This is a genomic window from Bradyrhizobium ingae (assembly GCF_055791185.1).
The window spans coordinates 83,785-96,743 of record NZ_JBVUBB010000006.1 but is presented as its reverse complement, the minus strand read 5'-3'; the positions used below and the strand labels follow the sequence as shown (position 1 = coordinate 96,743).

18 protein-coding genes are annotated in these 12,959 nt (G+C 63.5%); 10 read left to right on the top strand and 8 right to left on the bottom strand.

The genetic code is table 11. From position 1 onward, the window contains the following. Positions 1–6: 6 nt before the first annotated feature. Entirely contained in the window at positions 7–1,500 is a 1,494-nt protein-coding gene (locus ACV1FX_RS11460; protein ID WP_473117665.1) for an FAD-linked oxidase C-terminal domain-containing protein, read from the bottom strand. A 230-nt stretch (positions 1,501–1,730) separates the two neighbouring features. Here ACV1FX_RS11460 and cycA point away from each other — a divergent pair, with 230 nt between their 5' ends. After that, a complete protein-coding gene (gene cycA / locus ACV1FX_RS11455; RefSeq protein ID WP_473117664.1) occupies positions 1,731–2,141 on the top strand; it encodes a cytochrome c-550 CycA in 411 nt (136 codons plus the stop codon). A gap of 33 nt (positions 2,142–2,174) precedes the next feature. Here the strand turns inward: cycA and ACV1FX_RS11450 are convergent, their stop codons facing one another. Then, positions 2,175–3,131: an alpha/beta fold hydrolase gene (locus ACV1FX_RS11450; protein WP_473117663.1), complete on the bottom strand. Its 957-nt coding sequence runs from the start codon at positions 3,129–3,131 to the stop codon at positions 2,175–2,177. Between the two features lie 328 nt (positions 3,132–3,459). Between ACV1FX_RS11450 and ACV1FX_RS11445 the strand changes: the two genes are divergently transcribed. Then, complete coding sequence (locus ACV1FX_RS11445) at positions 3,460–3,642, top strand: hypothetical protein (protein ID WP_449377471.1); 183 nt, start codon at positions 3,460–3,462, stop codon at positions 3,640–3,642. Positions 3,643–3,648: 6 nt separating this feature from the next. Here ACV1FX_RS11445 and ACV1FX_RS11440 read toward each other — a convergent pair whose 3' ends face one another. The 3 genes from ACV1FX_RS11440 to ykgO all read right to left on the bottom strand — a co-directional run bounded on the left by ACV1FX_RS11440 (position 3,649) and on the right by ykgO (position 4,914). Next, positions 3,649–3,906: a hypothetical protein gene (locus tag ACV1FX_RS11440; RefSeq protein ID WP_473117662.1), complete on the bottom strand. Its 258-nt coding sequence runs from the start codon at positions 3,904–3,906 to the stop codon at positions 3,649–3,651. 134 nt (positions 3,907–4,040) lie between these two features. Further along, on the bottom strand, positions 4,041–4,682 hold the full coding sequence (locus ACV1FX_RS11435) for a tetratricopeptide repeat protein (RefSeq protein ID WP_473117661.1): 642 nt from the start codon (positions 4,680–4,682) through the stop codon (positions 4,041–4,043). Between the two features lie 106 nt (positions 4,683–4,788). After that, complete coding sequence (ykgO, locus tag ACV1FX_RS11430) at positions 4,789–4,914, bottom strand: type B 50S ribosomal protein L36 (RefSeq protein ID WP_006611362.1); 126 nt, start codon at positions 4,912–4,914, stop codon at positions 4,789–4,791. A 297-nt stretch (positions 4,915–5,211) separates the two neighbouring features. Here ykgO and ACV1FX_RS11425 point away from each other — a divergent pair, with 297 nt between their 5' ends. The 3 genes from ACV1FX_RS11425 to ACV1FX_RS11415 all read left to right on the top strand — a co-directional run bounded on the left by ACV1FX_RS11425 (position 5,212) and on the right by ACV1FX_RS11415 (position 7,405). Next, positions 5,212–6,096 (top strand): amidohydrolase family protein, encoded by an 885-nt coding sequence (locus ACV1FX_RS11425; protein WP_473117660.1) that lies wholly within the window; start codon positions 5,212–5,214, stop codon positions 6,094–6,096. 104 nt (positions 6,097–6,200) lie between these two features. Next, positions 6,201–6,941, top strand: a complete 741-nt coding sequence (locus ACV1FX_RS11420; RefSeq protein ID WP_473117659.1) for a haloacid dehalogenase type II — start codon at positions 6,201–6,203, stop codon at positions 6,939–6,941. Then, positions 6,938–7,405 (top strand): YbaK/EbsC family protein, encoded by a 468-nt coding sequence (locus ACV1FX_RS11415; protein WP_473117658.1) that lies wholly within the window; start codon positions 6,938–6,940, stop codon positions 7,403–7,405. The genes ACV1FX_RS11420 and ACV1FX_RS11415 overlap by 4 nt, the downstream gene beginning before the upstream one ends. 54 nt (positions 7,406–7,459) lie before the next feature. Here the strand turns inward: ACV1FX_RS11415 and ACV1FX_RS11410 are convergent, their stop codons facing one another. Continuing rightward, a complete protein-coding gene (locus tag ACV1FX_RS11410; RefSeq protein WP_473117657.1) occupies positions 7,460–7,813 on the bottom strand; it encodes a hypothetical protein in 354 nt (117 codons plus the stop codon). A gap of 96 nt (positions 7,814–7,909) precedes the next feature. Continuing rightward, positions 7,910–8,896 (bottom strand): Bug family tripartite tricarboxylate transporter substrate binding protein, encoded by a 987-nt coding sequence (locus ACV1FX_RS11405; protein ID WP_473117656.1) that lies wholly within the window; start codon positions 8,894–8,896, stop codon positions 7,910–7,912. Positions 8,897–9,088: 192 nt separating this feature from the next. On the opposite strand from ACV1FX_RS11405, the gene ACV1FX_RS11400 reads away from it, so the two are divergent. Continuing rightward, the gene (locus ACV1FX_RS11400) at positions 9,089–9,346 is read left to right on the top strand and encodes a hypothetical protein (protein WP_473117655.1); all 258 of its coding nucleotides are present in this window, start codon (positions 9,089–9,091) and stop codon (positions 9,344–9,346) included. Between the two features lie 130 nt (positions 9,347–9,476). Here the strand turns inward: ACV1FX_RS11400 and ACV1FX_RS11395 are convergent, their stop codons facing one another. Further along, complete coding sequence (locus tag ACV1FX_RS11395; RefSeq protein WP_473117654.1) at positions 9,477–10,412, bottom strand: LysR family transcriptional regulator; 936 nt, start codon at positions 10,410–10,412, stop codon at positions 9,477–9,479. Positions 10,413–10,530: 118 nt separating this feature from the next. Here ACV1FX_RS11395 and ACV1FX_RS11390 point away from each other — a divergent pair, with 118 nt between their 5' ends. The 4 genes from ACV1FX_RS11390 (at position 10,531) to ACV1FX_RS11375 (ending at position 12,959) form a co-directional block, all read left to right on the top strand. Next, positions 10,531–11,283: an SDR family NAD(P)-dependent oxidoreductase gene (locus tag ACV1FX_RS11390; protein WP_473117653.1), complete on the top strand. Its 753-nt coding sequence runs from the start codon at positions 10,531–10,533 to the stop codon at positions 11,281–11,283. A gap of 32 nt (positions 11,284–11,315) precedes the next feature. Further along, complete coding sequence (locus ACV1FX_RS11385) at positions 11,316–12,014, top strand: pirin family protein (RefSeq protein WP_473117652.1); 699 nt, start codon at positions 11,316–11,318, stop codon at positions 12,012–12,014. Between the two features lie 148 nt (positions 12,015–12,162). Beyond that, positions 12,163–12,762, top strand: coding sequence for an NAD(P)H:quinone oxidoreductase (wrbA, locus tag ACV1FX_RS11380; protein WP_473117651.1), 600 nt, complete (start codon positions 12,163–12,165; stop codon positions 12,760–12,762). 62 nt (positions 12,763–12,824) lie between these two features. Continuing rightward, a complete protein-coding gene (locus tag ACV1FX_RS11375) occupies positions 12,825–12,959 on the top strand; it encodes a hypothetical protein (protein WP_473117650.1) in 135 nt (44 codons plus the stop codon).

Below are 12,959 nucleotides of genomic sequence, written 5' to 3'. Positions count from 1 at the left end.
AGATCCTCAGAACCGCGGAATGTCCGGAAACGCCAGCTTGCCCGCGTGCACATGCATGCGGCCGAGCTCGGCGCAGCGATGCAGGGTCGGAAATACCTTTCCGGGGTTGAGCAGGCCCTGCGCGTCGAAGGCGCATTTCAGCCGCTGCTGCTGGTTGAGGTCGATCTCGTTGAACATATCCGGCATGAGGTCGCGCTTCTCGATGCCGACACCATGCTCGCCGGTGAGCACGCCGCCGAACTCGACGCAGGCGCGCAAGATGTCGGCGCCGAACGCTTCGGCGCGCTCGATCTCGCCGGGCTTGTTGGCATCGTAGAGAATGAGGGGATGCAGATTGCCGTCGCCGGCGTGGAACACATTGGCGCAGCCGAGCTGGTATTTCTCCGAGAGCTCGCGGATGCGCGCCAGCGCCTTCGGCAGCGCACCGCGCGGGATGGTGCCATCCATGCAGAGATAATCGGGCGAGATGCGGCCCACGGCGGGGAATGCAGCTTTCCGGCCCGCCCAGAACAGATTGCGCTCGGCTTCCGAGGTCGAGATCTGGCAGGTGGTGGAGCCGCAAGCATTCGCGATCGCCTCGACTCGCCTGATCAGCTCGTCGACCTCGACGCCGGGACCGTCGAGCTCGATGATCAGGAGCGCTTCCACATCGAGCGGATAGCCGGCATGGACGAAGGCTTCCGCGGCGTGGATCGCCGGCTTGTCCATCATCTCCATGCCGCCGGGAATGATGCCGGCGCCGATGATCCGCGCCACGCATTCGCCGGCCGCCTCGACTTGCGCAAAGCCGACCATCAGCGCACGCGCAGTCTCAGGCTTTTGCAGGATGCGCACCGTAATCTCGGTGATGACGCCGAGCAGGCCTTCCGATCCCGTGATCACGCCCATCAGGTCGTAGCCTGACGCCTCCGCCGACTTGCCGCCGATGCGCAGGATCTCGCCGTTCATCAGCACGATCTCGCAGCCGAGCACGTTGTTGGTGGTCATGCCGTATTTCAGGCAGTGCACGCCGCCCGAATTCTCCGCGACATTGCCGCCGATCGAGCAGGCGATCTGCGACGACGGATCGGGTGCGTAGTAGAAGCCGGCATGCGCGACCGCCTGGCTGATGGCAAGGTTGGTGACGCCGGGCTCGGTGACGACGACGCGATTGTCGAAATCGATCTCGCGGATGCGCTTGAACTTGCCCAGGCCCAGAAGCACACCGTCTTCCAGCGGCAACGCGCCGCCCGAGAGCGAGGTGCCGGACCCGCGCGGCACCACCTTGATGCCGTGTTCGGCGCAATATTTCAGGACGAGCGAGACCTGCTCGGTCGTATCCGGCAGCACCACGACCATCGGCGGCTGCCGATAGGCGGTCAGCCCGTCGGATTCATAGACCCGCATCTCGGAGGTGCTGTCGATCACGCCTTCGCCGGGAACGATCGCGCGCAGGGCGGCGACGATCTCGCTGCGACGCGCCAGCACTGCCTGGTCGGCTGCGGGCATCATGATGGCCATGTTACGAAACCTTCGTCCGGCGGAGGAAAATGTCCCGCCAAATCAATCATGTCTTGCCGTCTTTGGGTAGGTCCTCCGAAGGTCGCATTGCTTTGTTGCAGCGCAAGTTCTCTCTGGGGCAAGTCTGCTATCGCGAAACCTGTCAATGGTTTCGCAGCTTGTCCACCTGCACCGGACCTGCCAAAACCACGATACTCAATCTGACCCCGGGAAGAGACGAAGAGCACCCTATGAAAAAACTGACTTTCGGCGCGCTGGTTGCCCTCGCCATGACTGCCGCAGCATCCACCGCCCTATCTTCCAGAGCGATGGCGCAGGACGCCGCGGCCGGCAAGACGTCTTTCAACAAGTGCCTGGCCTGCCACGCGATCGGCGAAGGCGCGAAGAACAAGGTCGGACCGGAGCTCAACGGCCTCGACGGCCGCAAGTCCGGCACTGCACCGGACTACAATTATTCGGATGCCAACAAGAATTCGGGCATCACCTGGAACGAGGCGCTGTTCAAGGAATACATCAGGGATCCGAAGGCCAAGATTCCCGGCACCAAGATGGCATTCGCCGGCATCAAGAACGAGAAGGAGATCAACGATCTCTGGGCCTACGTCTCGCAGTTCGACAAGGACGGCAAGGTCAAGCAGTAACGTGACCAGGCGCAACGCGAGATTGGACGGCTGCTAATCGGCAGCCGTCGTCTCGGCCATGATCGCGGCGATCAGCGTCTCGATTTCGGTCTTCACCAGATCCGGCTCCGTGGTCTGCACCATGTGGCCGAGATCGGGCCGCACGATCAGCTTCGCATGTGGCACGGTCGCGGCGAACGGGCGGGCGTGGATGTTGGTGGATACCGTCTTGTCCGGCTCGCCGGCGATGACCACGGTCGGCACGGAAATCTCGCCATAGCGCGGAGCTTGCGCGGCCACCGATGCCTTCAACGTCACGAGGTCATAGGCATTGGCGATGAATTCGCGCGGACGCAGGAGCAGCGGCGTCGCGGTCTCCTGCACGAAGCCGTCCGGCATCATCTGCGGCAGGAAGACGTTCCGCGCGCCGGGCGTTGCAAGGAGATAGCCGAGCGGCAGCGTGATCGTGTAGGCGAGCAGCGGGCCGATCACCGGCGTTGCGATGATCTCATTGTAGCGCCCGACGCCGCCGCGCCAGGGATGGGTGACCGGCGCCAGCATGACGAGACCGGCGACGCGATCGGCATGATCGAGCGCGAGCCGCGCGCCGAGCGCACCGCTCCAGGAATGCACCACGAAGACCGCGCGATCGATGCCGAGCCTGGCAAGCGCCTCGTCGACCATCCGCGCCTGCACCTCGGCCGTCGAATCCTGAAGCCGGCCCCGCGTGCTCCAGCCATGACCGGGGCGATCGATCAGGATCACGCGATGCTTTTCGGCAAGGAGGTCGCCGAGCGGGCGCCGCATCACCTCCAGATTCGAGCTCGCACCATGCAGCATGACGATCGGCAAGCCGCCATCGCGCGGGCCGAGATCGACGACATGCAGCGTTGCGCCGGCCACCTCGATCATCCGGCCCTGCCGCGGAAAAGCGCGCTCGACGGCCCAAACGCCGGCCAGCGTGACGACGACAAGAGCAACAAGCGCCGTCACGAGGAAAAATACGATCATGCAGATGGTCCGGGCGATCCAGGGCACATGGCAGTTACGGTCTCGACGTCGGGCAGTTTCTTTTTCGGTGCGCGGGCCTCGGGCCCCGCGGACAGTTCTGCCTGTGGATATCAATAGATTTCAACATGGAAAAATATCAACAAAATCAATGACTGCCTGAAAGCATGCAGCCAACCGGGCCGGTTCATGCGGCCGTCATCGCCGCGTCCATATAATCGCCACGGTCGGTTCCGCCTCTTAAGCGCGGGTGGGCGCCGATCCTCCACGCAATCCACAGGAACGCGGGAAAGACCGGCAGATTGTTCTGTTTTGGATTGGAGGTTTTTCGATGAGTCTGCGATCAAAAGATGCTGCGATCGACGAGATCGTCGCGAGTTGCAGTGGTGATCTGCGGGGCGCGGTACGGGCTCTGCTCCTGATCAACGAGCATCTCGAAGCCGAGCTTGCAAAACTCTATGCCGCTGCCGCGGACCGGAGCCTGGTCGAGCGCGGCGACCACATCCTGCACTAGGCGAACCTAGTCCGCGTTGTCGTCCTTGTCTTCGCTCGGATCTGGCTTCGGACAGGCACGGATTGTCGATCGCGCAAGCTTGGCGTCCGCCCTGGACTTGTAGGGACCGTCACCGAACCAGATGTCGCCGATGATGACGGGATTGCTGGTCACGATCTCGCACTTGCCGCTGGCACGGTTGCCCACCACCCAGAACAGCCCGTCAGCAAGACAGGCCGTTGCGCACGCCAGCAACAACGCACCCGCAAGAATCACGCGTTTCATCGCACGGCTCCCACTTGTCGCTGTATGCAGCTAATCCCCAAGACGCAGAAAAAACATCCCCTTGCCGCCAGGCTGCTGGGCGCGTGGTTAATGGCCGCGCTCCGCAGTCGCTCAAAACAACATCGAGTTGAGGGTTAGATGTCGCGCCCTTCGACCTTCTCGGTCAGGGCTTTGACCTGATCGGGGATCTTGTCGAGGTGCGGGTTGATGGCGAGCGCCTTGCGGTAGGCATCGAGCGCGCGCTTCTCGTCGCCGATCTCCTGCATGATCATACCGAGACCTGCGAGCGCGCCGAAATGGCGCGGCTCGAGGATCAGCACCTCGCGAATGTCGGCGAGCGACCGGCCGTAATCGTTCTGCATATAATAGAGCGTGGCGCGCCGGTTCCAAGCCTCGACATAGTCGGGGCGGAGCTTGATCACGGCATCGAGCAGCTTGATCGCGACGTCGACCTTCTGCGCATCCACCGCCGCCTTGGCCCGCGTCATCAGCAGCGCAGCCGTATCGCTGGGGGTCTGGAGCCAGATCGCCCAGATTCGCGCCTCGACATGCTTGGCGCTGACATCATCGGGCGCGGCCTTCAGCGCGCCGAACAGGAAATCGAGGTTCTTGGTGCGGTCGACCTTGGGCAGTTTCGCCGGGGCCTCGGGAAGCTTCTTCTGCTTCGCGGGCGGGCCTGCGGGATCATCCTGTGCGAAAGCGGGGGCGACGACCGTCAGCGCAGCCAGCACGGCGGCCAGACGGAGGGAATGCGCGGACAAGAATCTCACTGCCATGGTGAAAGTGTAAACGCGCAAAGCCGCCCTTGCATAGCAAGGACGGCGTCAAAGTCGTGTGAGACCGTGGTCTTGCGGGGCCGTGCGCGGGCCCTCGACAGGGAACTCAGCCCTGCCGAGCCTTGAAGCGGCGCTGCACCTTGTTGATCACATAGACCCGGCCCTTGCGGCGGACCAGGCGGTTGGCACGGTGGCGACCGCGCAGCGATTTCAGCGAGTTACGGACCTTCATGGCAGAATCCTGAACGTTCGAAAGGCCGTGTTCGGCACTACCGTTTCGGCACGCGCGAATGTGGCAAAATGAGATCTTTCCCGCTGGCGGACCGACCGCCCGGGACGGGGCGGTTCTTAAGGCATGGCGGGAGGTGATGTCAATGTTAACTGCCCGGTTCCGGACCAGCAAATTCTTGAAAACAACCCCACGCAAAGTAGAAAGCAGCCGGATCGGCCCCAATTTGCGCCTCCCACGGCGCCTTGCCAAATTCGTTATATCATATAATCAATTTGCCAACCCGTCGGGAGGAAACCAATGCCGAAGCTGAAGCTGCCCAATATCGACGATGTCGTCGCCATCGATATCCACACCCATGCCGAGGAGCCCTGCGGCACCCATCCCGACGATGGCTATGACGATTTCCAGGCGCAGATGGCGGACTACTTCAAGTCGCCGCACAAGCATCCGCCGACCGTGCCGGAGACCGCGGCCTACTATCGCTCCAAGAACATCGCCGCCGTGATCTTCCCGGTCGACGCAGAGCGCGAGACCGGCTTCCGCCGCTACAACAATTACGAGATGCTCGAGGTCGCCTCCGACCATCTCGACGTTCTCATTCCCTTCGTCTCGATCGATCCGCACAAAGGCAAGCTGGGCGCACGCGAGGCGCGCAAGCTGATCGAGGAATACGGGGTGCGCGGCTTCAAATTCCACCCGACCATGCAGGGCTTCTACGCCAACGATCGCATGGCCTACCCGCTCTACGAAGAGATCAACAATGGCGGCGCGATCGCGCTATTTCACACCGGCCAGACCGGCGTCGGCTCTGGCATGCCCGGCGGCATGGGCATGCGGCTGAAATATTCCAACCCGATGTACATGGACGACGTGGCGGCGGATTTCCCCGACCTCAAGATCATCCTCGCCCACCCCTCGTTCCCTTGGCAGGAGGAGGCGCTGTCGGTCGCGACCCACAAGCCCAACGTCTATATCGACCTGTCCGGCTGGTCGCCGAAATATTTTCCGCCGATCCTGGTGCGCTATATCAACTCGATCCTGCAGGATAAGATGCTGTTCGGCTCGGACTGGCCGGTGATCACGCCGGACCGCTGGCTGTCGGACTTCGCCAAGATCGAGATCCGCGACGAGATCCGGCCGAAGGTGCTCAAGGCCAACGCACGCAAGCTGCTGGGGATATGAATCGATCGTAGCCCGGGTGAGCGAAGCGACACCCGGGAGACGTGGTCCCGCATGTCGCTGCGCTCATGCGGGCCAGGATCGGTGCTCCGGAGAAAGGTCGCGATGTGACGATCAAAGCCGTCGTATTCGACGCCTACGGAACGCTCTACGACATCCAGTCGGTGGCTGACGTCACCGAGGATGCATTTCCGGGCTACGGCGAGATCATCACGCAGGTCTGGCGTATCAAGCAGCTCGAATACAGCTGGTTGCGCTCGCTGATGCAGCGCTACCAGGATTTCGCGGCGGTCACGCACGATTCCCTTGCCTACACGCTGCGTGTGCTCGGGCTCGCTTACGAGCGCGAGGCGTTCGAGCGCGTGATCGCGAAATACCTGCATCTCGATCTCTATCCGGACGCAGCCGCCACGCTCGCGGCCTTGAAGCCGCGAAAACTCGCCATCCTCTCCAATGGCAGCCCGGACATGCTCGATGCGCTCGTGCGCAACTCAGGCCTCGATCATCTGCTCGATGCCACGATCAGCGTCGATGCGAAGAAGATCTTCAAGCCGAGCCCGCAGGCCTATGCGTTGATCGGCGAGGTGCTCGGCACCAGGCCCGACGAGGTGCTGTTCATCTCTTCAAATCCTTGGGACGTCGCCGGCGCCAAGGCGTTCGGACTGAACGTCGCCTGGATCGAGCGGGTGACACCGGAAGCCATGGCACTGGCTTGCGTCGAGAGCGATCTCGTGGCACCGCTGACGATGTTCAAGGCGATCCGGACCCAGATGGACGAGCTGGGCCTTGCGCCGGATCACCGCGTCCGCTCACTTTCCGAACTGCCCGAGATTGCCGCCCGCCTATGACCATTCAATCCGTTCGCGACTTCTTCGCCGAGAAAGCCCCCGACATCACCGTGATCGAATCGCCGATCAGCTCGGCGACGGTGCCGCTTGCCGCCGAGGCCTACGGCGTCGAGCCTGGCCGCATCGCCAAGACGCTGTCCTTGCGGATCGGCGAGCGCGTCATCCTGATCGTCGCGAGCGGCACCTCGCGCATGGATAACAAGAAGGTGAAGGCGCAGTTCGGCGGCAAGCCGAAGATGCTGGGGCTCGAAGAAGTCGCTGACATCACCGGCCATGAGGTCGGCGGAGTCTGCCCGTTCGGGCTGAAGGCGCCGCTGCCGATCTATTGCGACGTGTCGCTGAAGGCGTTCGACATCGTGGTGCCGGCCGCGGGCTCGACCCACAGCGCAGTGCGCATCGCCCCCGATCGCATGGCCGATCTGGTCAGTGCCGAATGGGTCGACGTCTGCGAGCACCGCCCCTAAGGCGCGTCCTCGACTCGCACCGATTCAACAAAACCCACCTCGCTATAGGCCTCGCTAATCGTCGTCATCGTAATAAGGTCGCGGCGGCGGCGCGGCAGGTGGCGGTGGCATATTGTTGTAGCGCGGCGGCGCGTTTCTGCCGCGCGGCAGCGGTTGGGGCGGCGGGGCCTGGTTGTTGGTCTCGAACACCGCGCGGCATCCGCTCGAAAGTTGCGGCGTATTCTGCCGCAGACAGGCGACGATGCGGTTCACGTCGGGGATCTGGTCGCTGCACAAGCGCCAGACATCCGGGGTGCAGGCCATCTGTTGTTCCATGGTGCCGCGATATTCCTCGGCAAAGACGGCGCTCGCGGCGACCGTGCCGCCGATCGCAAGCGCCACACCGAGCGCAATCGGCCCTGTTCGCATGTCCCGATCCTTCTCATTTTCTCTCAAACGTTCCTCAATCAATGAGGCGCGCGAAGGTTCTGGACCAACAACAAAATGTGAAAGCAGGATCGGAACCTATTCCACCCTGCCGATCTTCTTGACCGCCGCGATCAATCGCGCGCTGTCGGCCGCGACGAACTGCGAAAACTCCGGCGCATCCTGATAGGCGACGAGACTGCCCGAGGCTTCGAACGTCTTGAGGACATCCGGGCTCTTCATCACCTGTGCCATCGCCTCGCGCAAACGGCCGACGATCGGTGCGGGCAGCGCGCTCTGGCCGAACAGCCCGGCCCAGATGTACATCTCGACATCCTTGTAGCCGAGTTCCTGGAAAGTCGGCACGTCGGGAAAGCTCGCGATGCGTTGCGCGCCGCAATTGCCGAGGACGCGCAGCTTGCCGTCGTCGACCTGCGGCTTCAGCGTGCCCGGTGCAGCCGCGATCGCCTGCACGGTACCACTGAGGATCGCGGTCAGCGCGGGACCTGCGCCACGGAACGGCACGTGCAGCAGCTTGATGTCGGCGCTCGTGGCAAACATCTCCATCGCGACATGCAGCGTGCCGTAGGGCCCCGACGAGCCGTAGGTGATCTGTCCAGGACGTTTCTTCGCGTCGTCGACGAATTCCTGCACCGTCTTCCAGGGCGCCGAGGCCGGCACTGCAAGCAGCGTCGGATCGGCAAGCACGCGCGCGATCGGCGTGAACTGCGAGACCTCGTAGGCGACCGGCCGGTTGAACAGCCGATCCGCTTCCGGCAGCACCGCGAACGAGGACAACGTCATCAGCAGCGTATGACCATCCGGCTCGGCGCGTGCGGCCGCCGCATTGCCGACCGATCCACCGGCGCCGCCGGCACGATTGTCGACGATGACCGACTTGCCGAGAATGCGCTCCAGCGCCATCGCGACCGGGCGCGCCGCGAGATCGGCCTGACCGCCGGCCGGAAACGGCACGATCATGGTGACGTTGCGCGAGGGATAGCTTTGCGCGAAAGCCGCGCGCGTCAGCGCTGTTTGTGCAAGCGGCGCAAACGCCGCGGCGCGCAGCAAATCGCGTCGGTTCATAGTCAGCCCTCCCCGGTGCTTGTTGTTTCCGGCAGAGTAGCGCGACGATGCGCACGAACAAAGGTATCTCCGTGTGCCGCACCTGTGCATTTGGTGCCAAGCGACGGCAACATTTACGAACGGTTATCCCTGCGCCTTCCCGTGCCGGAACGTATCCCGCTACGCGCGGTTGCCCTTTCGGGAGAACGCGGGATGAACGACCTTGGCACGATCGATGGCGCGCTGGACGAGATGCTGGTGAATCTCGCCGGCATTGTGCTGCGGCTGGCAAAGCCTGATCTGACACGAACGCCGGAAGCCCGGCGCGCGCTGGTGCTGTCAGTCAATCAATATTCCGCCTGTGCCGCACGCTCGAGCGATCCGCGGGTACATGAATTGAAGACGAAGCTGCAAGAGACGCTGAAGCCGACCCTTCGCGTGGTTACGAGCGACGCGATGAAGCTGTCGTAGGTACACATACCTTCAGACGTCATTGCGAGCGCAGCGAAGCAATCCAGAATCCCTCCGCGAAAGACTCTGGATTGCTTCGCTGCGCTCGCAATGACGAGATTATGGAAGCGGCGTAATCTCTCAGCGCCAACTAACCTGCCTTCGCGCGCTTCCTCGTCTGCCGCCTGCACGTCCCGGGCAGTTTCGCCGCGAGAAACTCGGCAAGCACCTCGACACGCGCAGGGCGCGGGCCGCCGGGCGGGGTGACGAGATGCACGGCGCCTTCGGCCTGCTTCCAGTCTTTCAGGATCACCTCGACTTCGCCGGATGCGATGGCCTCACCGACGATGAATTCGGGAAGATCGGCAATGCCGAGCCCCGCGAGCAGTGCCGGCATCACCGCCTCGCCATTGTTGACGCGCAACTGTCCGGCCGGGCGCACGCTTGCCTGTTCGCCTGACGTGTTGGTGTAGTGCCAGATGTTCGGCGTCGAGAGATAAGCGTAGCTGAAGCATTTGTGCTCGGCGAGGTGCATCGGATGCGTCGGCCGGCCGTGGCGCTTGAGGTATGACGGCGCGGCGACCGTGTAGCGTGGCATGGTGAAGAGCCGCCGCGCGATCAGCGAGGAATCCGGCAGCCGCGCAATGCGCAATGCCGCGTCAAAGCCTTCGCCTATCAGATCGACGGTGGCATCGCTCAAATGCAGATCGACGGAAACTTCCGGATAGGTCTGGAAGAACTCCGGCAAGAGCGGCGCGACCGCTTTCACGCCGAAGGTCATGGGCACCGCGAGCCGCACCAGCCCGCGCGGCGCGACGGACTGCGCCAGAGCCTCGTTCTCCGCCGCCTCGCCATCGGCGAGCAGACGCGCCGCCCGATCGGCGAGCTTGTGGCCGGCGTCGGTGAGCGCGAGCCGGCGCGAGGTGCGGTTGAACAACCGCGCGCCGAGCCGCTCCTCCAGCCGCGTCACCGCCTTGGAGACGGTCGCCTTGGACATCGCCAGCTCGCCGGCAGCAGCCGCAAACGACCGTAATTCCACGACTTTTGCGAAAATTGCGAGCGCTTCGAAATCCGGGAGCTTTGCCATGGGATGAGCCCGTAAGTTACGTTTATGGAAACAATGTGTTTCGACAGTTTCTATTTCTATACCACAGGCGGAGGCATATCCAAGAGGTCATCAGACATTCAGGCAATGGAGACATCCAATGACCAAGAAGCTCTCAGGCAAGGTTGCTCTCGTCACCGGCGGCTCGCGCGGCATCGGCGCAGCCTCTGCACGCGCTCTCGCCGATGAAGGCGCCGACGTCGCCATCAGCTACGTCGCATCGCCCGACAAGGCCGAAGCCGTTGTCGGCGAACTGAAGGCCAGGGGCGTGAAGGCGCGCGCCTTCAAGGCCGACCAGGCCTCAGTCGCCGACGTCGAACAACTCGTAAAGGACGTCGCCACGGAATTCGGCCGTCTCGACATCCTCGTCAACAATGCGGGAGTTGCCGCCGGCGGCGCCATCGACGATCCCAAGGCCGACACCGCGGCACTGGCGCGCCTCGATGCCGTCAACGTCCATGGCGTGATCGCGGCGATCCGCACCGCCTCGCAGTTGATGGGTGAAGGCGGCCGCATCGTCACCGTCGGCTCGATGCTTGCCGACCGCGCCTCATTTCCCGGTCTGGCCGACTACGTCGCCACCAAGGCCGCGGTGGTCGGCTACACCAAGGGCGCAGCCCGCGATCTCGGTCCGCGCGGCATCACCGTCAACGTGGTGCAGCCCGGCTCGATCGATACTGACATGAACCCGAAGGATGGCGGTGAGTTCGCCGAGACCCAGCGCAAGCAGCACGCGCTGCAACGCTTCGGCCGGCCCGAGGAAGTCGCAGCCGGCGTCGTCTTCCTGGCTAGTCCGGAAGCCTCCTTCGTCACCGGCACCGTGCTCAACGTCGACGGCGGCTTTGGCGCCTGAGACGCCGCAAGCTCAAACAAGGAACCACGCAGATGATCGAACTCAGACCCTTCGCAAAGCTCGGCAGCGCCGATCACGGCTGGCTCAAGGCCAGGCACCATTTCTCCTTCGCGAGCCACTATGACCCCGACAACATGGGACACGGCAGCTTGCGGGTGTGGAACGACGACGAGATCGCGCCGAACACGGGCTTTCCGGCCCATCCCCACGCCAATATGGAAATTATCACCTATGTGCGGGAAGGCGCGATCACCCATCAGGACAGCCTCGGCAACAAGGGCCGCACCGAAGCGGGCGACGTACAGGTGATGAGCGCAGGAAGCGGCATCCGCCATTCCGAGTACAATCTGGAGCCGACGAAGACCAAGATCTTCCAGATCTGGATCGAGCCGACGGCGCGCGGCGGCCAGCCGACCTGGGGCTCAAAACCGTTTCCCAAGGCGACCCGCGACGGCAAGCTCGTCACCATCGCGAGCGGCTTTCAGGCCGACAAGGACGCGCTCCCGATCCGCGCCAATGCGCGCGTGCTCGCGACCACGCTGAAGGCCGGCGAGAGCGCGCAATACGAGCCGAAGCAGTCGCGTCACCTCTATCTCGTGCCGGCCGCTGGCGCAGTCGAGGTCAATGGGGTGCGCATCAACGCACGCGACGGCGCCGCGATCCGCGACGAAGCCAACCTGACGATCACGGCGCTTGAGGATTCCGAGCTCGTGCTCGTCGATGCGGCGTAAGGCGCTCGGACTCCCAACTCGTCACGCCCGAGCTTGACCCGGGCATCCATCACCTTCGGAAGAAGCTTCGAGGGGTGATGGATTGCCGGGTCAAGCGCGGCAATGACACCGAATTTCCAAACTCACCATCACTCAACGGAAGACCACCATGGCTAAAGTTCTCGTCCTCTATTATTCCGCCTACGGCCACATCGAAGCGATGGCCAAAGCCGTCGCCGAAGGCGCGCGCGAGACCGGCGCGACAGTCGACATCAAGCGCGTGCCCGAGCTCGTGCCGGCCGAGGTCGCCAAGGCCTCCTACTACAAGCTCGACCAGGCTGCCCCCGTCGCCAAAGTCGAGGACCTCGCGAACTACGACGCGATCATCATCGGCACCGGCACCCGCTTCGGCCGGATGTCCTCGCAGATGGCGAACTTTCTGGACCAGGCCGGCGGCCTCTGGGCCAAGGGCGCGCTGCACGGCAAGGTCGGCGGCGCCTTCTCCTCGACCGCGACCCAGCATGGCGGCCAGGAGACCACGCTGTTCTCGATCATCACCAACCTCCTGCATTTCGGCATGGTCGTGGTCGGCCTGAATTACGGTTTTGCCGGCCAGATGAAGCTCGACGAAGTGACGGGCGGCACGCCCTACGGCGCCACCACGATCACCGGCGGCGACGGCAGCCGCCAACCCAGCGCCAACGAGCTCGCCGGTGCGCGCTATCAAGGACGCGTGATCGCGGAGACCGCGAACAAGCTGCATGGCTGATGCGTTCGGGGCGGCATTCTCATCTGCGGATGCTGCCCCATCTCAGCTTGCAGGAGCAACGCATGGCGTTCGAACTTTTCCTGATCGCGCAGATGATCCGCAAGCCCGTGCAGATGCTGGCGCGCCGCTGGTATTGCCACGGCCTGTTTCGCGCCTCGCGCGGCCGGCTGCACTGTGCCGGATGCACGGGACAGTGA